This is a genomic window from Steroidobacter sp., assembly GCF_036402275.1.
Taxonomy (GTDB): domain Bacteria; phylum Pseudomonadota; class Gammaproteobacteria; order Steroidobacterales; family Steroidobacteraceae; genus Steroidobacter.
This window is the reverse complement of the sequence record NZ_DASWTF010000029.1, coordinates 117,992-141,143: the sequence shown is the minus strand read 5'-3', so window position 1 is coordinate 141,143 and position 23,152 is coordinate 117,992. Positions and strand designations below refer to the sequence as shown.

Annotated in this window: 14 protein-coding genes; 4 read left to right on the top strand and 10 right to left on the bottom strand. The window is 62.5% G+C overall.

The features are described from left to right. Position 1: 1 nt before the first annotated feature. From VGD45_RS14040 to VGD45_RS14000, 9 genes are all read right to left on the bottom strand, one after another. Positions 2 to 2,005, bottom strand: coding sequence for a hypothetical protein (locus tag VGD45_RS14040; RefSeq protein ID WP_331155944.1), 2,004 nt, complete (start codon positions 2,003 to 2,005; stop codon positions 2 to 4). Then, a complete protein-coding gene (locus VGD45_RS14035; protein ID WP_331155943.1) occupies positions 2,002 to 3,129 on the bottom strand; it encodes a VWA domain-containing protein in 1,128 nt (375 codons plus the stop codon). Before VGD45_RS14035 ends, VGD45_RS14040 begins: the two co-directional genes overlap by 4 nt. Continuing rightward, on the bottom strand, positions 3,126 to 5,468 hold the full coding sequence (locus tag VGD45_RS14030) for a DUF5682 family protein (RefSeq protein WP_331155942.1): 2,343 nt from the start codon (positions 5,466 to 5,468) through the stop codon (positions 3,126 to 3,128). Before VGD45_RS14030 ends, VGD45_RS14035 begins: the two co-directional genes overlap by 4 nt. Continuing rightward, the gene (locus VGD45_RS14025; RefSeq protein ID WP_331155941.1) at positions 5,465 to 6,553 is read right to left on the bottom strand and encodes an AAA family ATPase; all 1,089 of its coding nucleotides are present in this window, start codon (positions 6,551 to 6,553) and stop codon (positions 5,465 to 5,467) included. The genes VGD45_RS14030 and VGD45_RS14025 overlap by 4 nt, the downstream gene beginning before the upstream one ends. An 8-nt stretch (positions 6,554 to 6,561) precedes the next feature. Next, positions 6,562 to 10,281 carry a WGR and DUF4132 domain-containing protein gene (locus VGD45_RS14020; protein WP_331155940.1) on the bottom strand — a complete coding sequence of 1,240 codons (3,720 nt, stop codon included), beginning with the start codon at positions 10,279 to 10,281 and terminating at the stop codon, positions 6,562 to 6,564. A gap of 83 nt (positions 10,282 to 10,364) precedes the next feature. After that, positions 10,365 to 10,670: a hypothetical protein gene (locus tag VGD45_RS14015; protein WP_331155939.1), complete on the bottom strand. Its 306-nt coding sequence runs from the start codon at positions 10,668 to 10,670 to the stop codon at positions 10,365 to 10,367. A 24-nt stretch (positions 10,671 to 10,694) separates the two neighbouring features. Then, the gene (locus VGD45_RS14010; protein WP_331155938.1) at positions 10,695 to 14,084 is read right to left on the bottom strand and encodes a DUF4132 domain-containing protein; all 3,390 of its coding nucleotides are present in this window, start codon (positions 14,082 to 14,084) and stop codon (positions 10,695 to 10,697) included. Positions 14,085 to 14,176: 92 nt separating this feature from the next. Further along, entirely contained in the window at positions 14,177 to 15,004 is an 828-nt protein-coding gene (locus VGD45_RS14005) for an ABC transporter permease (RefSeq protein ID WP_331155937.1), read from the bottom strand. Next, on the bottom strand, positions 14,997 to 15,923 hold the full coding sequence (locus tag VGD45_RS14000) for an ABC transporter ATP-binding protein (RefSeq protein ID WP_331155936.1): 927 nt from the start codon (positions 15,921 to 15,923) through the stop codon (positions 14,997 to 14,999). Before VGD45_RS14000 ends, VGD45_RS14005 begins: the two co-directional genes overlap by 8 nt. 246 nt (positions 15,924 to 16,169) lie before the next feature. On the opposite strand from VGD45_RS14000, the gene VGD45_RS13995 reads away from it, so the two are divergent. From VGD45_RS13995 to VGD45_RS13985, 3 genes are read left to right on the top strand one after another with little or no spacing between them, the layout of a single operon-like run. Further along, complete coding sequence (locus tag VGD45_RS13995; RefSeq protein WP_331155935.1) at positions 16,170 to 17,822, top strand: ExeA family protein; 1,653 nt, start codon at positions 16,170 to 16,172, stop codon at positions 17,820 to 17,822. Continuing rightward, positions 17,822 to 18,661 carry a general secretion pathway protein GspB gene (locus VGD45_RS13990; RefSeq protein WP_331155934.1) on the top strand — a complete coding sequence of 280 codons (840 nt, stop codon included), beginning with the start codon at positions 17,822 to 17,824 and terminating at the stop codon, positions 18,659 to 18,661. Before VGD45_RS13995 ends, VGD45_RS13990 begins: the two co-directional genes overlap by 1 nt. Positions 18,662 to 18,707: 46 nt before the next feature. Further along, positions 18,708 to 20,510, top strand: a complete 1,803-nt coding sequence (locus VGD45_RS13985) for a DAK2 domain-containing protein (protein ID WP_331155933.1) — start codon at positions 18,708 to 18,710, stop codon at positions 20,508 to 20,510. Between the two features lie 6 nt (positions 20,511 to 20,516). On the opposite strand, the gene VGD45_RS13980 is transcribed toward VGD45_RS13985, so the two are convergent. Further along, positions 20,517 to 22,280 carry a patatin-like phospholipase family protein gene (locus VGD45_RS13980; protein ID WP_331155932.1) on the bottom strand — a complete coding sequence of 588 codons (1,764 nt, stop codon included), beginning with the start codon at positions 22,278 to 22,280 and terminating at the stop codon, positions 20,517 to 20,519. Positions 22,281 to 22,430: 150 nt separating this feature from the next. On the opposite strand from VGD45_RS13980, the gene VGD45_RS13975 reads away from it, so the two are divergent. After that, positions 22,431 to 23,090 (top strand): TetR/AcrR family transcriptional regulator, encoded by a 660-nt coding sequence (locus VGD45_RS13975; RefSeq protein ID WP_331155931.1) that lies wholly within the window; start codon positions 22,431 to 22,433, stop codon positions 23,088 to 23,090. Positions 23,091 to 23,152 lie beyond the last annotated feature (62 nt).

Below are 23,152 nucleotides of genomic sequence, written 5' to 3'. Positions count from 1 at the left end.
TTCAAGCAGCGCTTTCCAGCAGCAGCACGGCCTGTGCATCTTCATGCAGCTGAAGTAATGCGAGCAGCTCCAGCAGCGGCTCGGCAAGCGCGACGTTGTCGGCGCGAGCGCGGCACTCGCGTACGCCTGTGACAATGTCCGCGAGGCGCCGAGAGAGAGATTCGAGGTTAAGGGACTTCAGCTGTGCTTGAACTTGCGACGTTTCCTCCAGCCAGGAATCGCGCAGCCGGAGGCACCCATGATGAAGTAGTGAGCCAACTGCTTCGCGCACTTGCCTCAACGCTACCGCGAGTGGCTCCGTCGTCTGGACAGGTGCGTGGCCGAGAGCGATTTTGGCTAGCGCGCCGCAGGCGTGAGAGAAGTCAGGGACGACAACGCGATCGCAGGCGACAGCCCAGGGTTCGATGATGGCGACGCCCTGCTCCCAATGCAGAACTCCAGCAACGTGGCGCAGCGCTCCGAACTGTCCAGTGAAGCTGCCCGCCAAAGCATCGAGCGCATGCTTCACATGAGTCTCATGAATCCGCCGCACGAGCACGCGATGCTCGTCCGCATCGCGAAGCACCGCAAGTAACGCCTGCTCGTTGGAGTCGTACAGCACCTCTTCGACTTCAGCCGGAGTGAAAACGATGAACCGGCTAGCCGCATGACGCGGCTCGATCTGCGCGGTTGGGCTTGCTCGCTTGTTCGCGACGAGTTGGGCGACGCTCGAGAAGCGCAACGGCGCATTGAGCGAGGACCAATCGGCTGCTTGCGGCAACACACTGTTCTGCGAGCTGCGAGCGCCGGCCAAGCGGATCGTGCCATCGGCGAGCCGTCGGGCCTGTTGGGCAAGCAACTGGCCTTGCGCGAGTTGTTCCATTCGAACGCCGGGAACGAGTCGCTCCGCGGCTCGCAACGTGGGCTCCTCCGCCGCACGTTCGCTGGGCACCGACCATTGCTTGCGAAGGATGAACTTGGTTCCAGTATCCAAGTCCGCAAGCACCAGTCGCGTCATGCGCGTATCGCCGTCACGTGTGGTGCGAGCGCCGAGACACATCAATCGCGATCGATCCAGTTCGGTCTCGCTGGCCTGGCCGATACCAAGCACTGCCTGCGCTCGCCCAGGCAATCTGCCCGCAGACAGGCGCAATGTGAGCTCGGCTAACAAATGAGCCCCGTCGCGAGCCTCATACAAAGCGCTGCGCGCCGCGTATGCGCCCGCCCATTGCTCCAGGTCGTCGAGTACGTTGCAGAGCCACTGCGCCCCAAACGAACGTGCCGACTCCTGGGCGCGTGTGAAAGCCTGCGCATGCGGCGTCGTACCGGAAGCAACACCGTGCGCTAGCAACGATGCAGTTAACGCGACGAACGCTGCGCGATCGATCTGCGCCCGGGTGCCCTCATCGCCCAATCGCACCTGGACATGCTTCTCACCGCCATGCCGAGCATCAGCAAGTCGAAACGCCCACACCCCCAGCGCAATGTGCTCACAGGCGGCTGCGCGCACGCAATCACAACGTGCCGCTTCAATCGCAGCTCCCGCCCAAAATCGTACCGTTGCCGCCGGCAGGCGCGCAGTCTCACATGGCTCGCCACTTGCCTCGCGACGCACGTCAACCGTAACTCCCTGGACGAGTTGCGCGTGAGCGAGCTTCAACAACGCAGGAGCAATCAATTGCTTCAGTGTCTCGTCCGTAACCGTTCCAGGAGACTCACGTTTCGCGGGAGTAGCAGACGAGGCTGCAGCCGATTCTTCTCGATACGCGAGCACGGCAATAATCCGGTGCCGACACGCGCGCGCCGCCCCGCACGTACAGGCGGTCTGATCGATAGGTTTGCCGTTCGCCCACGTCGTAACGACGCCATCAGAGAACGTCGCAGTCAAAGTGCCCGCGCCATCCAACGCAAGCTGCGGCCGATAGCCGGCCTCGAGCTCACGAACCGCGCGCTTCACGATGCCAGCATTCGAAGCCTGCGCGAGCGCCTCGGGCGAGAGATGTTGGAGGTCGGTGCGCGCGCTCACTTCAGCTTCTCGGCAAGCCACGCAGCGAGCTGTCCCGGCGTCATCGCACCTACATGCGCGCCGAGCTCCACCAGTTTTCCGGCCAGCTCCCGATCGTAGACAGCATTCGCCTTGTCATCGAGCGCCGCTAGTCCAAGCACAATCGTTCCCTGCGCAATCAACGATCGCACGGTCTCGATCAACACATACGGCGACATGCCTTCATAGAAGTCGCTGACGATCACGACAATCGCCCGACGCGGCACATCGATCTGATCGGCCGCATAACTCACCGCTTTGCCGATGTGCGTGCCGCCGCCGAGTTGCACGTTCATCAGCACCTCGACCGCATCCTGCGCCTGAGGCGACAGATCGACGATCTCCGTATCGAACGCGATCAGATGCGTGCGAATGCCCGGCAATCCGGACAAACACGCGGCCGTCACCGCCGAATGAATGACCGAGCTCACCATGCTGCCGCTCTGGTCGACGAGCAACAGGATCTGCCACGGCTCCAGAGTTCGACGCTGGTTGACGTAGAACATGGGGCGCTCGATGACGAGCCGCCGACGCCCGGCGTCGTAATGCTTCAGGTTACGACGCAGCGTCTCGCGAGCGGCGAATTGATTCCAGGAACCCTGCCGGCTCAGCTGCTGCCGCTTTCGGCTGCCCGTAAACGAACGTTGCACCTGTTTAGCGAGCTTCTCGATCAGCTCCTTCACGACCTTCGCCACCAGCTGCCGCGCCAGCGCCAGCACCTGCGGATTCATCAAATGTTTGGTCCGCAGCACTGCCTCCAGCAATGCCGGGTTGGGACTGGCGCGCTCGAGCACCTCGGGATTGGTCACGACTTCGTCGATGCCGTAACGCTCGATGGCGTCGCGTTCGAGACGTTCGATGGTCTCCTTGGGAAATAGCTCGTGGATCTCGTTGATCCACTCCGGCACGGACAGTTGTGATGCTCCGTTGCCGCCGTGACGATCGAGCGTGTCGCCTTCGGCATCGCGACCATAGAGCCAGGCCAATGCGCGATCCATGCCCAGCGCCGGACCGTTGCCCAAGCCCGCTTGCAAGCTGCCTTCAGCCGCCTCGCCCAGCAGCAGACGCCAGCGTTCGACCGGAGTCAGTTCGGCAGGCGCCTTCATGCAACGATCCCCAACTCGCGCGCCCATGTGAGCGCTTGCCCCGCGATGCGACGCGCATCGATGAATGCGTCCGCGCCTTGTCGAAGTAACAGCAACTGATGGCGCTGGGCCTGCGACAAGCCCAACACACCAGCGACTAAGGCACCCAGCGCACCGCGTTCACGCGGAGGAAACCATGCGAACGCCGCTCGCAAGCGAGGCAGCGCGACCAGGAAGTCTTCGGGACCCATCGCCTCCAGCGCCGCATCAACAGCGCGCACGATGGCGTCATTCTCAGTCGCAAGACCGCGCGCGCATGAAAACAATCCGTAAAGAAAATCGCCGAGAGCGTCCCGCGGCGGAACCGCACGCGTGATCGCAAGTAATTGCTCACGAGCCGCCGTGCTATCTGCTCCCAGTCCTTCGTGAACGAAGGCAACTGCGAGGGCCGAACCTTTGATCGCCGCGGGCACACTGGCGCCCCTCGCAAGGCGCACCATGGTTTCTAAACAAAAGCGCTTGTCGAACCCCTGGAGATCCAAGCGAAGCACGCCGTCGCACACTCGCACCGCCTCGACGTCGCCGACGGCGTGAGAGGTACGATCGCCCTGGCAGCCATCGAGCAACCAAATAATGCGATCGGCGAGCACTATCAGCGTTTCGCGAATCAACCCGCTCGTATCCAAGCCCCAGAAACCGGCGCGCATGACATCGAGCAGCACATGAGCGGCAGCCGCGATGGCCTCGTGATCGTGCATCGTTGGCACATCGCGAGCGAGCTGTGCTGCAAGTTCCTCGCCCATGTCGAGCAAGCCGGCGCGGATCGCCTGCAACATGCAGGCAGCCACCGTCGCCGGTTTGCCCTGCGCATCGTGAATCAACTCAACCAGCCTCGCTCGCGCGGCGGCTTCAAGTGTCGCGCCATAGACTGCCGCTTCGATCAGATTAGGGAACCAACGATCGTCCTGCGCGCAGGACCAGTGTTCTTCGAATCGCAGCGCCTCCGGCAGCTGACGGGCGGCATTCGGCGCTCGAATTTCCTTCAGCTGCACGCCCTCCACACCGAGGATTCGCAAGCGCCAGAGCAACTGCGCCTTTGGAACATCCGTTTCGCGGCGGCGATCGAGCACCGAAGTTGACCTGGTCCGTGTGATCTCGATGCCACGAGCCGCAAGCTCACGATCGACATCGTGCAACAGCGGCGGCAGCGGCGTGTCGGCGTGCAGTCGACCGCCGCCTTCACCCGTGATCGCCAGCAGCGCTTCACGCAGCAGTGGATGATCCTGCGTGGACAGCAGTTGATTGCCGGCCCAAGGCGCGGGGCTGTCCAGAGCCTCTTTGACGAGCGAACTCTGCACGGCGTCGAGAATGTCTGCCCGCAACGGCACGGGATGACCGCGCATTTTCATCAGTCCTTGCAGCGTCAGCTCCAACGCGATCAGATCTGACGTCGATACAGCGACGCGCTTGCCGCGCAATCGAGCGGCGATCTGCTGAACTGCGCGGCGACCGGCGGCCGACAATCCCTCCTGCCAGGCCCATTGATAGAACAGCGGCGACTGCATGCCGGCGCCATAGCCGCCAAGTGCGTCGACCTGTCGGTATTCATAAGGCACGAGATAGCTGCCTGCCGCGTGCTCACTGCCGGGCGTGAATGTTTCAGGCTGGACCGAGCCGTCGAGGCGCGGCCACGTGGCTTCAATTGCACGCTTGTGCCACCCACCGCACACGACCAGGATGGGACGCTCGTCCTTACGCTGATCGGCTTCCCGCCGCATCCATGCAATCCACAGTGCCATGTAGGCTTCGCGCGCCTGATCCTGCTCGGTTCCCGGTTCATCGCCGCGCAGCTCGTGAAAGTAGAAGTCGAGTCGTTCGCGCAGCTCGGCGTGCGCATCGGTAGGCAAGGACTCGAACAGATGATCCCAGAGCGCGTGATCGCCATCGCACGAGAATCGGCGACACAACGCCTCGATGCTTTCCGAATACCGAGAACGGCGCTCATCGACCTCGACGCTTGCGACACGCCGCCGAGCGTCAGGCAAGGTCCGGTACTGCCAGTGCGGCAAATCGATGAATCGCACGTCGGCGCCAATGCCGTGCGCAGTCCGCAGAGCCACCCACTCGGGTGAGTAATCGAGAAGCGGAAACCAGCACTGCGCCGGCCGCTCGCCCGCGTTGCTGTAACTGTAGAGCGCGATCGGCAGCTTGTGATCGAGCAGCAGCTCTCGAATGCGGTGATTAAAATCGCTCGGCCCCTCGATCAACACAGCGCAAGGCTGCAACGTCTGCACCAGATGCGCGGCGAGCCGCGCACAGGCGGGACTGTGATGTCGAACGCCGAGGACCTGAACGGTCATTGCGGCAGCAGATGGCGGGCCGCGTGGAAATCCCGCCAGTGATCTCCTTTGCGCCTGACGGCTCGATGCTCGATGTAGCGACGGATCTTTTTCAGATCGTCGCTATTGTCCTTGGCGGCGGCCCCGGCCAGCGCTTCGACGATGTCGGCGGGCTTGCCAGAGTCGCCTCGCAAATAGTGGCCGCGCAAAGTCACTGCGTACGCGACGCTGACTGCTTCAGCCGTGCTCACCACGGTCGACAGCTTTTCGCTCGCTCCGCCTTCTTTGTCCACGCCCTGGCGCAATTCGCGGAACGTCGTCACCAGCACTTCGAGCACGTCGTTCGACGGCCGCGCCTTGATGCCGTCCTGAGCCAGCATGCGCGCCACTTCGCTTTGAACCAGCGCCAGCTCGCGATCGTAATCGGCGATCGGGAACACGGTCTCGAACGAGAAGCGACGCTTCAGCGCCGCGGACATCTCATTCACACCCCGGTCGCGAGTATTGGCAGTCGCGATCAGATTGAACCCCGGCGCGGCGAACACTGCGTTGCCATCGGGCAGTTCCGGGACCATGAGCAGTCGCTCCGAAAGAATAGACAGCAATCCATCCTGCACTTCGGGCGGACAGCGCGTGATCTCTTCGAAGCGCACGATGCGCCCGTCCTGCATCGCCCGGTACAGCGGCGATGGGACCAGCGCTCGCGGCGAAGGCCCTTCGTTTAACAACAACGCATAGTTCCAACCGTATTTGATCTGGTCTTCCGTCGTCGCGGCGCTGCCTTGAATGGTCAGCGTGCTCGTGCCGCTGATCGCCGCAGCCAGCAGCTCGGACAGCAGACTCTTCGCCGTCCCCGGCTCGCCCACGAGCAACAGCGCACGATTGGAAGCCAACGTGACGAGCGCGCGTTCGATCAGGCTCGGCGCGCAAACGATTTTCGGATCGATGCCGTCGCCGCCAACCACGAACTGGAGTACTGCCTTCATCGACAGCTGCCAACCCGGCGGCGTGGCGTCCCGATCGCGTTTTTTCAGCTTCGCGAGCTCCTCGGCGTACAGTACTTCCGCCGGCGGGCGTTGCATCGAACGGCGCGCATCCTGACTCATTGGTTCACTCACCCCGCAAAGGGAGCCATCAACTCGATGTCACGCAGTACTTCGCTCGCGATGACCGGATTCAGCGTCGCGAACGCCACTTGCCCCTGATTGTCCCAGGTGCCTTTACGGCGGAGGATCAGCTCGGGCAGACGTTGCTTGGGCTCATAGCTGATATCTCCCACCACCGTACCTGGATCGAGGGTCAGCTGCACTTCGTGGTGATCGTCGACTGCCTTGCTGAACCAGCCGACCCAGCCAGCATCCTGCGCCTCGCCGCGTTCCCAGCCGCGATTGATCAACCCCATGACCGCGCCGGTGGCGACCACCTTATCTTTGAAGCGTGGCAGCGAGGTGGCGCGCAATTCGTCCGCCGTGAGCGAGTACGTCTCACGCCCGAGCTGACGGAACGGTTGCAGGATTTCGTAATCGGCGAAGATCTGTCCGAACGCGGACTGCAACGCCTGCGGCATCTCCAACACGTGCGCGATGCCGACAGTCGCGTCGTCCGGCAGCTCGTAGAGGGAATCCTGCTCGTCGGCCAACGTCCAATCTTCCGCGACACGGAACGCGTGCGTCATCTTCCCGTCGCGATACACACCCCAAACCAGTCGGGCCGCGAGGTGTCGGGTCAGCGGATGTTCCAGAAAGAACAACTTGTAATCGGCAGCGGACCAGCGACGCCGCGCCACCATCGCGAGCTCGAGACGAATGAGCTGCACGCTGGCAATGGCTTTCGCATCTTTCTTGAGTTGTTTGTATCGCTCGGTGGCCGCGTCCGCGAGCGCCGCGTCGTCGCTCTTGTTCGGCTTCGGCAGATCCTTCAAGCGCGCACCCTGCGCATCGCGCACGAACGGCTTGAGAGTTTCGTCGAAGCTCACAAAGAACTGGCGGGGCCCGAAGTCGAGCACGAGCTTGCCGGTCTCGTCCAGACCGAGATCGGGCACGAGCCGGTCGGCCAGCTCGACAGCCGTGAGGCCGCGGGCTTCGGCGATCGCATCGATCTTCTCTCGCGCCTTGTCCTGCAAGCCTTTGAATTTCACCTTGCTCGCGATGGCGTTCAGATGCATCAGCGACGCATCCGTGCCAATCGTGGCAAGGACGTCGAGTCCAGTCACCGCACGCGCGTGGGCCGCTTCGCCGGGCCACTCGCGAATACGCGGAGTCAGTCGTCGCGCAGTCTCATCGTTGCCGAGCAGGCCCAGCGAGAAGAATGCCCAGCCTTCCTTGCTCGGCGCGCCGGAGGCCAGCCATGCTTCGAACACATCCCAGGCGAACTCGGCCAACGAAGCCGGAGTACACAGCTCGCGAACGACCTGGATGCCGGCGTACGGCGCGTCCAGGCGGCTGATGGTGAGCATGTTTCCGATGTATTCGATCGCACTGAGCGGCAAGGCGCTGCCATCCGGCAGCTCGGGCCGTCGGAATGCCGCGGGCACGAAGAACGACGGCATCTTCGGCATTTTCGACGGCAGCACCAGCAATGGATCGGCGTCGAGCAGTGCCTGCAAGGCCGAAGATGTCTCGGCGCCGTATTCGGCTGCGACTTCGCGCGTCACCTGCTCGAATCCGTTATGCACGAGCCAACGCAGGCCGAACCGCGCGTTATCGCGTTCCTCTCGAGGCGGACCGAACGCGAGCGGCACGGCGGCGATGGCCGTGGTTCGCGCGTGCAATGAAATCCACCGAGTCGCGACTGCTTTCGCTTTCTTGAGATTGCGTAACGCGTGTAGCGCAATGGGCGTCAGCGCGGCGCTGTTCACCTTCTCGCCGATCGCCAAGCCCTCGGTCGCGTTTGTCTTTGTATAGGCAACGAAGCCGGGCAACGCGCGCAAGCCGTGGCTGCCCAGGAGCGCCCGGATGGACCCCGTGTTGTCGCTGCCCCAGGAGCTCCATAAGCGCGACGGAAAGCTATTCCACAGCGACAACGCCACCTTGTCCGGCAGCAACCTGAGGGTTTCGACCGAGTAGCGGCGATAGGGAGCTTCGTTGATATCGTCGTCGCTTACGGGCTCACCGCGAAGTATGCGGTCGTGCACGGCCGGATCGATGTCCAACGCCTTGAGAAAATGACGTTCCGGCTGCTCGTCCTTGGGCAATCTCTTCCGGAGCCAGGGATTGGGTTCGAGCGCCGCAAACTGCTGCAACTCCGCTGGCGACCATTCGAGAGCGTCCGCCACCGGCAGTTGTTGTAGCTGCAGCGTCGGCAACTCCTGCGCCTTGCGCTTTTGCAGCCAGGGAGGATTGCGCAACAACTCCGGGAGGCTCGCAGGATCGGCATCCGCCCGATTGAGCGACGCGAGCAACGCTTCAAACTTGCCGCGACCGGCAGGTTGCAGCGTCGCCAGCGCACTTTGCGCGGCTTCGGGTTTACGCAATGCCAGTCGTACGGTCCAACCTTCGAGCGAGCGATCGTTGCTGCCGAGCCATTTTTCCAAACACACCTTCAGCACGGCCGCCGGATAGCGTTCGGAGAGCTTGTCGAGCGCGGCGCGCACATCCTTGTTTTCCATTGCATCGACCAGCACTTCGATCAGCGCCGGGACGCGCATGGCCGTGAGCAGCTTCAGCGCCTCTGCTGTCGACCCTGAGGCCTTCTGCAACGCCAGCACCAGCAGATCGAACGCACGTTCGCCATGCAGATGCGCCTGGAGCAGGAGGGGGCCGGACAAATAATAGAGATGCCACTGCTTGCCCTTGAGGTAGGTGTGCATGGACTCCACTGGCAGCGCGCTGTGCGCAAGCCACATGAATGAGTCGTCCAGGTTGCGCTCGATACAGTCGAGCGCCCATTCATTCAGGTGTGGGAACAGATAAGCAGCGGGGAGCAGAACATCCGCGTTCGCGGCGCGAGCTTTCGTGGCGACGGCTAGCGCTGCCCGGTACTGCGTATCGTCCGCCGCCGCGATCCTGTGGCGCAGATCGCCGATCATGTGCGGGCTGTGGTATCGCGAGGTGTTGTACACGATCGGCCACATCTCCAGGACGAGATCGAGCGCGAAGGCCACACCATGCAAGGAACAGGCGGCATCGATGATCCAATCCAGGCCGCCGCGTTGGTACTGCGACAGCGCCTGGGCCATCAGTTCCATCCAGAATTCCAAGTCTGGCTGCGACAGCGCCTGCTTGGTGATGCGTTCGCGCGAACCGGCCAGGCCCCAATACGTCCAGGGGCGGCCCGCCGCTTGCGCGAGCGCCTGCATGTTCTCGTGAGCGTGCTGATGTCTGTCGTCCTGGAACTCCAGCAGTTTGTCCAATGGCGATGCCTTGGGCGCCAGTGGGGGCACGTTGATCCCTCGCACGATGGGCAGCGCCTTGCGCCACTCCTCGGTCCATTGAAATCCGCCGGTCGGCCATTCGATGTCGGCGACGGGTCCGCTCTGCGACGAGACCCGCGGCGCAATTGGGGGCTGTGACGTTGCTGCCGGCGGCGATTCGAGTCGAGAGCTCGCGTCAGCCGCGGCCGCTTTATCGCTGGCCGATGCGACCTCACGAGGCTCTGTCTTTACCGGCGCCAGCGTCGCGACCGCCGCGGCCCCGACTTCCGTGTAGCCGCCACGAGTTTTTTCTTTAATGAGTTTGTCACGTTCCTTGCCGGCGGCTTCCGCGCTGGCGAAGGACTTGGTCTTGGTCTGACCGTTGGTGCCGATGCGGCCGAATCGGACCGTGAGCTCGCTATCGGTGACGGCAACTTCCCAGAACTTGCTGGAAGAGCCCTCGACCAGTTCGAAGCGCTGCATATCCCTGTTCCATTATGTGCAAACAGCCCCGATCCTAATGCGGGAACGTGACCGCGCCAGCGATGCAATTCAAAATTATGGGATCAGCCTCCAATGCAGTACGCGACGTAACCCAGCAGCGCCAATCCGGCGACGATTCGCAGCTCGACGGCTAACCGACGCTCGGCGTCCTGCCGACGGAACACCCACCGCATCAGGACATAGCCGCCGGCCATCAGCAGCACGCCGAACAGATGCCGGTCGTCGCCGACCATATCGCTAGGTTGATGGATCAATCTGTTGGATCCGATATGCGCGTCGCCGCCAGCCAGTGCGAGTAATCCGGCGGCAATGAAGGCGCCGGAAATCCCATAGGCAAGCAAACTCAGGCCATCCCATCGAATGCGCAAACCGGCGTTCCTCGTTCGTTGAGACTATGCGGCGAAAGGAGCCATCAATTCGAGGTCCCGCAGCAGCTCGCTGGCGACGATCGGATCGAGATGAGTGAATTTCACCAATCCTTCCTGGTCCTCGGTGCCTGACTTGCGGAGCACTACCTTCGGGATCCGTTGCTTCGGTTCGGAGCTCACGTCGCCGAGCACCGTGCCGGGATCCAGCTCGATGTGGACTTCGTGCTCGTCGTCCACCGTCTTGCTGAAGTATCCGACCCAGCCGCCGTCCTGCGCGTCACCTCGCTTCCAGCCGCGGTTGACCAACCCCAGGACCGTGCCGGTCGCCACGACTCTATCCTTGAATCGGGTCAGCGAACTGGACCGTAGCTCATCTTTCGTCAGCGCATAAGTCTCACGGCCGAGCTGCCGGAACGGTTGCAGGATCTCATACTCGGCCAGGATCTGGCCGAAGGCCGACTGCATCGACTGCGACATTTCGAGCACGTGCGCGATGCCGACGGTTGCATCGCCAGGAAGCTCGTACCGTGAGTCCTGCTCGTCGGCCAGCGTCCAATCTTCGGCGACGCGGAAGCCCTTGACCATTTTCCCCTTGCGATACACGCCCCAGACCAGGCGCGCGGCCAGATGTCTGGTCAGTGGATGTTCGATAAAGAACAGCCGGAAGTCGGCGGCCGACCAACGGCGCCGCGCCACCATCGCAAGCTCGAAACGAACCAGCTGCACGCTCGCAATCGCCTTGGCGTCTTTCTTCAGCTGTTTGTAACGCTCGATCGCTGCGTGCGCGAGCTTCGCGTCGTCGCTCTTGTTTGCTTTTGGCAGATCCGGCGCAGACGCGCCCTGCGAGTCACGCACGAACGGCTTGAGCGTTTCGTCGAAACTCACATGGAACTGTCTCGGACCGAAGTCGAGCGTCAGCCCGCCGTTCTCGTCGAGCCCTAAGTCCGGCACCAATCGATCGGCGAGCTCCTCGGCCGTGAGACCGCGAGCCTCGGCAATCGCAGCGATCTTTTCCCGCGCGCGATCTTGCAAGGCTTTGAATTTCACTTTGCTCGCGATGGCGTTCAGATGCATCAGCGCTGCGTCGGTGCCAATGGCCGCAAGCACATCGAGCCCTGTGACCGCGCGAGCATGCCCCGCCTGACCGGGCCATTCGCGAATTCGTGGAGCCAGCCGACGTGCGGTTTCATCATTGCCGAAGAAGCCGAGCGCGAGGAACGCCCAACCTTCTTTGCTCGGCGCACCCGCCGCCAACCAGGCATCGAACACATCCCATGCGAATTCCGCTAATGAGGTGGGAGTACACGTTTCGCGAACCAGTTGAATTCCGGCATACGGAGCGTCCAGTGAACTGAATGTCAGCATGTTTGCGATGTACTCGACTGCACCCGCCGGCAGCGCCTTGCCGTCCGGTAGCTCCGGGCGCCGGAACGACGCGGCCACGAAAAACGACGGCAGCCTCGGCATTTTCGACGGCAGCATGAGCAGCGGATCGGCCTCGAGCAGCGCCTGCAGAGCCGCCGCCGTCTCGGCGCCGTACTCGCTGGCCACTTTCTTTGTGACTTTGTCGAAGCCGTTCTCCATCAGCCAGCGCAGACCGAACCTCGCGTTATCACGCTCTTGTCGCGCCGGACCGAACGCAAGAGGCAACGCGACGACAGCAGTCGCTCGCGCGTGCGCCCCGATCCACTCCTGTGCGACCTCTTTGCCCTTCTTCAGATTGCGCAGGACATGCAGCGCTATCGGTACGAGCGCGGCGCTCGTCACGTTCATGCTCAGACGCAATCCCTCGATCGCATGAGCTTGAGCGTAGGCGATCAACCCTGGCAATGCTTGCACGTCATATCGCGCCAACAAGGCCCGGATGGGCTTCGTGTTCGCATCCCACGGTACGTACCACAAATGCGCTGGGAAGCTGTTCCACAACGATAGCACCGCCGGCTCTGGCAACAGCATCATGTCCTCGATGGAATAGATGCCGCGATACTCGCCCTTCACGATCTCCTTGGGCCGCACCGGCTCACCGCGCAGCACGCGCTTGTGGGCTGCCGCCACGATGTCCAGCCTGCTCAGTACGAAACGATCCGGGTCTTCGTTCTTCGGCTTCTGATTCAGTAGCCAACGCGGCGGCTTGAACGCGGCGGCCTGCTTACGCTCCTTCGCCGGCCATGCGATTGCATCGGCCACGGGCATCGGCTTGAGTTTCAGAGTCGGCAGTTCCTGTCGAGCTCGCTGTTGCAGCCAAGGCGGGTTGCGCAGCAACTGGGGCAGAGCAGCGGGATCCGCGTCAGGGCGATCCAACGCCTCGAGCAATGTTTCGAACTTGCTCCGGCCGGCCGCATCGAGCGTCGCAGCCGCGCTTTGCCATGCTTCGGGCTTGCGCAGCGCCAGCCGCACCGTCCAGCCTTCGAGCATCCGATTGCCACCGCTGAGCCATTTCTCGATACCCACTTTGAGCGCGGCGGCGGGAAATTGCTCGCTGAGCCGATCCAGCGCCGCGCGCACTTCTTTGTCCGCCATGCGATCGATGAGCACTCTCAGCAAGGCGGGAATGTGCATGGCCGTGAGCAGCTGCAGCGCTTCCTTCTTGTCGTCACGTCCGTCGGCGGTATCCAGCGCGAACACCAGCAGATCGAACGCTCGTTCGGCATGCAGATGCACCTGGAGCAGCGCCGCCGGCACTTGGTAATTGAGCAGCCACTCGATCGCCCTGGCGTGGTTCAACAGCACGTCAGGCGGCAGGACGGTGTACGGCAGCAGCCAGTGACGATCATCGAGCTTGCGCTCGATACATTCGAGCGCCCATTCGCTCAAGTGAGGAAACAAATAAGCGCATGGAACCATCAGATTCGCATCGCGAGCACGGGCTTTGCTCGCGACCGCCAGCGCCGCCTTGTACTCCTTTTCATCGGCCGCAGCGATCGAATGGCGCAGATCGCCGAGCAAGTCAGTGTGCGTGTCGGCTTCCTGCTGCTTGCTGATGATCGACCACAGCTCCAGCACCACGCCGAGAATAAAGGGCAGGCCATGCAATGTTCTACCCGCGTTGGTGACCCACTTCATGCCGTCGGGATCGTAGTGGGGAGCGAACTGAGCGCTCAGCTCCAGCCAGAGCTCGAAATCGGGCTGGAGCAATGCCTTGCGTGTGCATCGCTTGCGCACGACGGTGGCGCTCCAGTATTTCCATGGGCGCCCTGCCGCCTTGACCACCGACTTCATCTCGTCGCCATAGATATCGGCCATGCCGTCTTCGAAGCTCGGCGGATGGTCTTCTGGCGAGGCTAACGGAACGTAGGGCGGAACGTGAATGCCGCGGACGATGGGCAGGGCCTTGCGCCACTCGTCGGTCCACTGAAAACCGCCGGTGGGCCAGTCGATGCTGGCAGTCCCTTCGACCGCTGCGACGCGCTTCATTCAATCCATTCCGTTGGGGCACCCGCTCGCGATCCTAATGCGGCGAGCGGGCCGGAACTGAGAACTAGAGCGACTTATCGCGCATCGACGACTTACTCGCGCGTGCCGACACCCCGATGCAGCAGCCACACGCAGCTTATATATAGAACGGCCGCCGCGCCGATCATGATGGTGTACGCCAGGCCGACGTTCACGTCCGACACGCCCAGGAAGCCGTAACGGAACGCGTTGACCATATATAGAATGGGATTGGCGTGGGAAATGTTCTGAGCCCAGTCCGGCAGCAGCTTGATGGTGTAGAACACGCCGCCCAGATAAGTGAGCGGCGTGAGCACGAAGGTCGGAATGAAAGAAATCTGGTCGAAGTTCTTGGCGAACACCGCGTTGATCATGCCGGCCAGCGCAAACACGATCGAGCTCAACAGCACGGCCGAGATCACCACGCCGATGCTGTGAATCTTCATGTGCGTGAAGATCAACGTGATCGCGGTGACGACGCCGCCGACGATCATGCCGCGCACGATGCCGCCGACCATGTAGCCGGCGACGATCAGCCAGCCCGGCAACGGCGACACCAGCAACTCTTCGATGTGCTTGCCGAACTTGGCGCCGAAGAACGACGACACCACGTTGCCGTACGAATTGGTGATCACCGACATCATGATCAACCCGGGCGCGATGTATTGAATGTACGTGTAGCCGCCCATGTCGCCGATGCGCGTGCCGATCAGGCTGCCGAAAATGATGAAATACAGCGTCGCGGTGATCGCCGGCGGGACGATGGTCTGGCCCCAGATGCGAATGATGCGGCTGAACTCGCGGATGACGATGGTGTTGAAACCCACGATGTTTGTTTTCAACAGCACGGGTTCTTTGACCGACGGCGCGAGACTGGTCTGGTTTTGCACGGCGTTATCCATGAGCGGCCTCTTTCTGATTCACCAGCCGCATGAATAATTCTTCGAGCCGGTTGGTCTTGTTACGCATCGACAGCACTTCCACGCCCGACGCGGACAGCTGCGAGAAAATGTCGTTCAGACTCTGGTCCTTGGAGACTTCGATCTCCAGCGAATGATCGTCCGGCATGCTCACCGTGTAGCCCGGCAACACCGGCGCGGTCGCGATCGGGTTGCGCAGGTTGAAGACGAACACTTCGGTCTGCAGCTTGCGCAGCACGCGACTCATGCGATCGTTCTCGATGATGCGGCCCTTGTCGATGATGGCGACGTGACGACAAAGATTTTCTGCTTCTTCCAGATAGTGCGTGGTGAGGATGATGGTGGTGCCGGCCGCATTGATGTCGCGCATGAACGTCCACATCGTGCGACGCACTTCGATGTCCACGCCCGCAGTGGGCTCGTCCAGAATCAGCAGCCGCGGCTCGTGCATCAGCGCGCGGGCAATCATCAATCGGCGCTTCATACCGCCGGACAACGTGCGCGACACCGCGTTCCGCTTTTCCCACAACTGCAGCGCAGTCAGGTATTTCTCCAGGCGCTTCGTGGCCACGTGACGCGGGATACCGTAGAAACCGGCCTGGTTGAGCAGAATCGTGGTGACTGTTTCAAATTGATTAAAGTTGATTTCCTGGGGCACCAGGCCGATGCAGGACTTGGCCACCGCCAGCTCAGTATCGATGTCGTGCCCGAACACCTGAACTTTGCCGCTGGTCTTGTTGACCAAGGAGGTGACGATACCGATGGCGGTGGTCTTGCCGGCGCCGTTCGGACCGAGCAGTGCGAAAAAATCGCCCTCCTCCACCGCCAGGTCGATTCCCTTGAGCGCCTGAACGCCGTTCTTGTAGGTCTTCGTCAGCTGCTGGAAGGTCAGTGCTTGCATGGGCGTCGCACCGCCGGGGCTGGCGGCGATGACATTGATCGGAGTGGGAAAAGTGGCTGCGAAGGGTATCGATCCGGGGGCGGACCAGCAAGGCGCGAATGGTCACCAGAGTCGTGCCTGCGGCGACCTGCCGGCGCCCGGCTGTCACCAGACGGCCACTTTCAACGAATGGGCCATGAAGCCACGGCGGCTTGACGGTACCATTCCAGGGCGCATCATGACGGCCTTGCCTTAGCGCAACCCAGCATGTACACGAGCTTTTTTGGCCTGGGCGAGAAGCCCTTCGCGATTACTCCGGACCCGCGTTACCTCTTCATGAGCGAGCGGCATGCGGAGGCGCTCGCGCATCTTTTGTACGGCATCACCGAGGCCGGCGGCTTCATTCAGCTCACCGGCGAGGTGGGCACGGGCAAGACCACCATCGTGCGCTCGTTGCTCGAGCGCATGCCGGGCCACGCCGACGTGGCCGTGATCCTCAATCCGCAATTAACGCCCGTTGAATTTGTACTGACGATCTGCGAGGAGCTGGGCATCTTCATGCGCGATGAAGACGCGACCAGCATCAAGGATCTGGTGGACCTGCTCAATCGCCGCCTGCTGGAAGCGCACGCCAAGGGCCGCCGCATCGTGGTCATCGTCGACGAGGCACAGAACCTGTCGCCGGCCACGCTCGAACAAGTGCGCCTGCTGACCAATCTGGAAACTGCATCTCAGAAGCTGCTGCAGATCATCCTGATCGGTCAGCCCGAGTTGCGCGAAGTGCTGGATCGGGTCGAGCTGCGGCAGCTCGCGCAACGCATTACTGGCCGTTATCACCTCTCGCCGTTGTCGCGCACCGAGACGGCGTCGTATGTGAATCACCGACTCAAGGTGGCGGGCGCCAATGGCGAAATATTCAGCAACCTGGCGTTGCGCGAAGTGCATCGTCTGAGCGGCGGCATTCCTCGCATCATCAATGTGATTTGCGATCGCGCGCTGCTCGGCGCGTTCACTCAGGAACAGCATCGCATCGGCCCGGGCATGATTCGCGAGGCCGCGAGCGAGGTGTATGGACGCTCGTTCAGCCCGCCGTGGATGAAAGTGCTGGTGGGTTCGGCGGCCGGTGTCGCGGTGATGGGCCTGGCGCTCGGTGTTGTGACACTGACCCGGAACGCAGAGGTTCAAACGCCTGTCGCAGCGGCGGCGACTCCAGCAGTAGTGGAGCCTCCGCCCGTGCAGGTGCCTCAAGTGACTCCGGTGGCGCTGCCCGTCATACCACGCCCGCAGGATGTCGCGGATGTGCTGGTGGAAAAGGTCGGGATGACCAACACGGAAAGCGCCTTCGGACAGCTGCTCTCCCTCTGGGGCGCCAAGCTCACGCCGAAAGCTGGCCGGCCTTGCGATCAGGCGAAGAAACAGGGGCTGGAGTGCGTGTATCAGCAGGGCTCATGGGCGCAGCTGCGCACGTTGAATCGCCCGGCCATCCTCACGCTGATCGACGAAGACAGCAACGCGCATCAGGTCGTGGTGTCCGGTCTCGTCGGCGACACGGCGAAAATCAATTTGCCCGACGAGACGGAGATGGTGTCGGTGGCCTCGCTGTCACGACTCTGGTCCGGCGAGTACCTGGTGTTGTGGCGGCCGCAAGTGAGGTCGGGGCGCGTCTTGTCTCCCGGCATGCAGGGCGACGGCGTGCGCTGGCTGCGCACCAGGCTGAACACGGTGGCGGGCAAGCCCGAAGAGGAGCCGGCCAGCGATTATTACGATGAGGATCTGGTGAAAATGGTCGAGGACTTTCAGCGTCAGAATCGCCTGAACGTCGACGGCATCGCCGGCGTGCAGACGCAGATCGTGCTGGACGCGCTCGGCAATGCCCCTGGCACGCCGGTGCTCGTGGCGCAGGCGCGGGGAACGAGCTGATGAGCTTCATCCTCGACGCCCTGAAAAAATCCGAGAACGAGCGGCAGCGCCAGGTCGGTCCTTCGCTGGCCGATGTGAGAATCCATCGGCGCCATGCCGAGCGGCCCTGGTGGGTGGTCGCGGTGGCGGCGCTGCTCGTCGTCAATCTCGGCGTGTTGTTGTTCGTGCTGATCCGCGATGGCGACGCGATGCCGACTCCGGCGCAACAGGCGCCCGCGCCGGTGCAGAACGCGCCTCAACAAAGTTATAACGCCGCGCCGCCTCCGCAGGCCGCGCCTCAGCAAAGTTATAACGCGCCTGCTCCCGCTCAGCAGTATCAGTATCAATATCAATATCAATATCAGCAACCGCAGGCGCGGCAGTATCAGCCCGAGCTCGTTCCGACCGATCCGTCGGTCCGTTCTCTGGCGGACGAAGCCGGGGGTTATCAAGAGCCCTACCCCAGCGAAACGGTGAATCAAAATCTGTCGGGTGCCGCCGTCGTGCCGGAGGGTCCGCCGATGGTTCGGCAGATTCAGCCGCCGGCCGTCTCGCCTCTGCCGTCCGGCGCAGTCTTCGAAGCGCGCACGGCGGCGAATCCGCCCGCCAACGGCGCGCTGGTGGGTAATGAAACTCTGCCGACGTTCGACGATCTGACCGCCAGCGGCACCAGCCTGCCGGAACTGCACCTGGACATTCACGTGAATGCGCAGAATCCCGGCGAACGTTTCGTGTTCGTGAACATGCGCAAGTACGTGGAAGGGGAGACGCTCAAGGAAGGTCCGACCGTGGAGCGGATCATCGCCGAGGGCGTGGTGCTGAATCAGCGCGGCCTGCGATTCCTGCTGCCGCGGCAATAACTACAGTTTTGAATCCTGTCGGCCGTGGGCGACGAACCCACGGGTCATGCGTGGACCTGTCCTGGAACTGAACGGCGCCCGCCTCAGCCGACTGTTGCGAGCCGGCATTCAACGCCTGCTCGCCGATCAGGAACATTTGAATCGCATCAACGTGTTCCCGGTGCCTGACGGCGACACCGGGACCAACATGGCGCTCACCATGGGCGCGGTGCTGGCGAGTCTGCGGCGCGGACCGGACGATCACGCCGGGACCACGCTGACTCGTGCAGCCGACGCTGCTCTCGACGGCGCTCGGGGCAACTCCGGCGCGATCCTCGCGCAGTTCCTTCTTGGCATGGGCGACAGCGCCGCACAGCATGCAGCGCTCTCGACAGCACAGTTTGCTAGCGCGGTAACGACCGGCGCCTCATACGCACGCGAGAGTCTGGCAGAGCCGCGAGAAGGAACGGTGCTCACGGTGATCACCGACTTCGCCTCTGAGACAGCTCGTCTCACCTCCTCCGGCCTTCATGACTACCTGAGTCTTTTCTCACAAGCGCTTCACAAAGCTCGCGTATCGCTGCAACGAACGGCCGAGCAGCTGGATGAACTGCGCGCGGCGCGAGTCGTCGACGCGGGAGCGCAGGGCTTCGTGGATCTGCTCGAAGGCATGACGGAACATTTGCACCGGGATGTGGACGCCGAGCCTGCTGAAACTTCGGTCAGCTCGACCGACGGCGAAGCGACGGCCGGCGAGACTCACGACCTGTCGCATCGCTTCTGCACCGAATGCACTATCAGCAGTCCCAACATCGATCGCCGCAAGCTGCGCGAGCAACTCGCCGCGCTCGGCTCATCGTTGGTGCTGGCTGGAACGACACGCAAAGCCAAAGTTCACATTCATGTGAACGATCCCGCCGAGGTGTTTCGCGTCGCTGGCCAGTTCGGGGCGGTGACGGCTCAGAAGGCCGACGATATGCAGCGCCAGCAAGAAGCGGCGCACGATCGGCAGCGGCGTGTCGCCATCGTCACGGATTCGGTCGCTGACATTCCGGACGACTTGCTGGATCAGCTGGGCATCCACGTGGTGCCATTACGCATTCAGTTCGGCGAGCAGAGCTATCTGGACAAGGTCGGGTTGTCGCCGCAGGAGTTTCTCGCGGAGCTGGTGCGCAATCCCAAGCACCCGAAGACCTCACAACCGCCCGCCGGCGATTTTCGACGTCAGTTCGAATTCCTGACGTCTCACTTCGAGTCGGTGGTCTCCATCAATGTCACCGGCAAAGTCAGCGGCACTTGCAACTCCGCGCAGACCGCGGCTGATTGGGTGCAGCGCTCGCGGTCGATCGAAGTGGTCGATTCCTTCAATGCCTCCATCGGACAGGGGTTGCTGGCGATCCACGCCGCGGAGCTGGCCGCACTAGGCCTGGACGCAGAACGAATCGTTGCGGCTGTTCGCAAGATGATTCCGCTCACGCGCACTTATGCCCTGATCGGGTCTATGGAATATGCCGTTCGTGGCGGACGCGTGAAGCCTGCCATGAAGTCCATCGCGCGTGCCCTGCGTCTCACGCCGGTGTTGGCAACCCGCCGCGATGGCCGGATTGCGCCGGCGGGCGTGCTATTCGGTCGTCGTCGGCAGGCCAAGCTGATTCGCTTTATCTGTGCGCGAATGAAACGCGGCCAGACGTATCGCGTCGGCGTCGGACACGCGAACGCGGAGACTGACGCACACTATCTGCTACAACAGTTGCGCCGCGAGCATCCGCAGATCGAGAAATCGTTCGTGATGCCCGTCGGCAGTACACTCAGTGTCCACGGTGGGCCGGGCACGCTCGTGGTCGGCGTTCAGCCTGTTCTTTCGACGTAGCAGCCTTCATTTCCAATCGCGCAATCTGACCTGCGCGTACCGATACCCTGCCTCGATGGCGCGATCGAAGGCGCGCCAGTTGAGCATGTCGATCTGCTCCAGTGGCGGCTGAAGTAACAAATCGGAAAGTTCGCGCCGCGCGGCGGTGTTGGCCGTGCTGTTGACCATGCCGGAGCGCCAGAGGATTTGCAGGATATTGATCCGCTGTTTACGGTCGCGAAACCATTTCAATACACGCCACAACGGTGGCGCATCGGAATCCACGCAGTCGGTAGTGAACACGCGATCCGCCGCGACATCCACGCCGATGACGCGCCCGACACCTGACTCTCGCATGACATCGACCGGAAGATTGTTGATGGTCGCGCCGTCGACGAAGACTTCGCCGCGATCGATCACGGGTGGCAGCACACCGGGAATCGAGACCGATGCCCTCAGCCAGCGCCACAACGTGCCGCGACGATGCACCGCTAATTGCCCGGAGCTCAGATTCGTCGACACGCAGAAGTACGGCAACGGCAGATCTTCGATGGCCACGTCGCCGAACTCATCGTGCAACAGACGACTCACTTTGCGGCCCGAGACCAGCGACACCAGCGGCAGCGTATAGTCGTTCACCGGATTGGTCGCGACGAAGCTGCGACGAACCCGCTCTTGTAACTCTTCCTGGCTCCATTCCAAGGCATGGCCCGCGGCGACGATGGAACCGAGGCTGGTGCCGCCGATGGAGTCGATGACGATGCCGGCTTCGCGAAAGGCGCGTAGCACGCCGATGTGAGCGAAGCCTCTGGCCCCACCGCCTGACAGCACGACACCCAATCCTGTTCCCGTTAGCGAGCGCGCGAGCCTCGCGATATCCGCGGGGCCGCGAATATGGTGGTGTGGCAAGCCAGGTTTGAGATCCAGCCAGCGCTGCGTCTGACCCGTTACGGTCGGGCTCTTGTGTAACAACACCAGCTCCGGCCGCTGCCCGGTGAGATTGCGATCCAGATAGCCCTGCAGCGCCGGCCAATCTGAAGTTTGCGACTCCACGTCCGCGAGCAGCAGGATCACGTCAGCCTGACGCAGGCACAGCTTGCTCCAGCTGCTGGCGGCAGCGTCGCAAACATAGACGACGAATTCATTCGCACGCTCGACCGCGTGAAACCACTCGGTCGTGCGTTGAGCGCCGCGATGATTCCACACCAGTTCGCAGGATCCGATGTGATCGAGAAACGTGACGAGCTTGGCCGCGAATACGGTGCCACTGTCGCTGCCGTCGTGAGGCACGATGGCGAAGGTTCTCGGCATGGATCGTTGGGTGCGACCTGGCGTTTGTGACATCTCCAGTCGCTGCACGAGCAGCTGCGCGACTCGCAGCAGCCCTTCTGGATGCTGTTGCATCACTCTTTCGAATGCCGCGCGCGACAGGCGACCGAGCTCGCTATCGCGAAGCGCGATGACGGTGGCGCTGCGCGGCTTGCCGGAGATCAGCGCCATCTCGCCGACCAGCTCGCCGGCGGCGATTCTTCCGACCAGGCGCCGGGTCCGGCCGTCAGTCGATGCAAATGCGCCGAGACTGCCGCTGATGACGCAATAAACAGCGTCGGGGGCGTCGCCCGCCTCGAACAACGTGGAGCCGCCTTGGATGGCCAGCCAGTCGAACTCTTCGAGAAGCGCGGTCAGTAGTGAGGAATCGAGGCCGTCGAACAGGGGCAACGTGCGCGCCAGCCAGTCGCAATCGCGTACTTCCTCGGCTTCCGCGGCGGAATAATCTTGTTCGAAGCTCATGCGCAGCCGTCCCCACGGCCCCATCCCGGGCGCGGACTCTGACTGTGTTCACTGCAACGAGGCCATTGGGCCATATACGCGGCGGGACTGGGAGGTAGACACTGATTTAGTTATTGACACTCTGTCAACGCGAGGCGCACCATACCCGCCATGTCCTACATCGCCGATCGCCGCCAGGAAGAGAAAGACCGCCGACGCAGTGAAATCGTCGACGCCGCCGAGACACTTTATCGCGATCTCGGCTGGGATGCGGTGACCATGGACAGCGTGGCCCGCAAAGCCCGGCTGAGCCGTGCCCTGGTCTACGTCTATTTCAAGGACAAGGGTGAGCTGCTGCTGGCGATCACCGAACGCGCCATGGAAGTACTGCGCAGCCGCTTCGAGGAAGCCAGCCAGCGTGCCCGCGTCGGCATCGACCAGATCGAGGCCATGGGTCGGGCCTACATGGCGTTCGGGCTGGAATTTCCTCACTATTTCGACGCTTGCGCGCGTCTGGAAACCCGCGCCACCGAAGCTCCCGAGCAGGGATCGACGGAAGCGGCCGTCCTGCAGATGGGCATGAAAGTGCACGACGTGGTGGTCGCGTCCCTCCAGGCGGGTCAGCGCGACGGGAGCATTCGCCCGGACATCGGCGACCTCGAGGTGACTTCGCGAGTGCTGTGGGGCTTCACCCACGGGTTGACTCAGATCGCGATCACGAAGGCGCGGCCGCTGGCCGACGCCGGCATCAGCGTCACGCAGCTCACTCAGCAGGCCATCGGCATGATTCGCTACACGCTGGCCGGGCAGCAGCGCCCAACCGCCGAGTAGCGGCGGTTTTTATTTGCGCAATTTTTGACACTTGTCTAACGACTGAACAACTGTGGAGACTG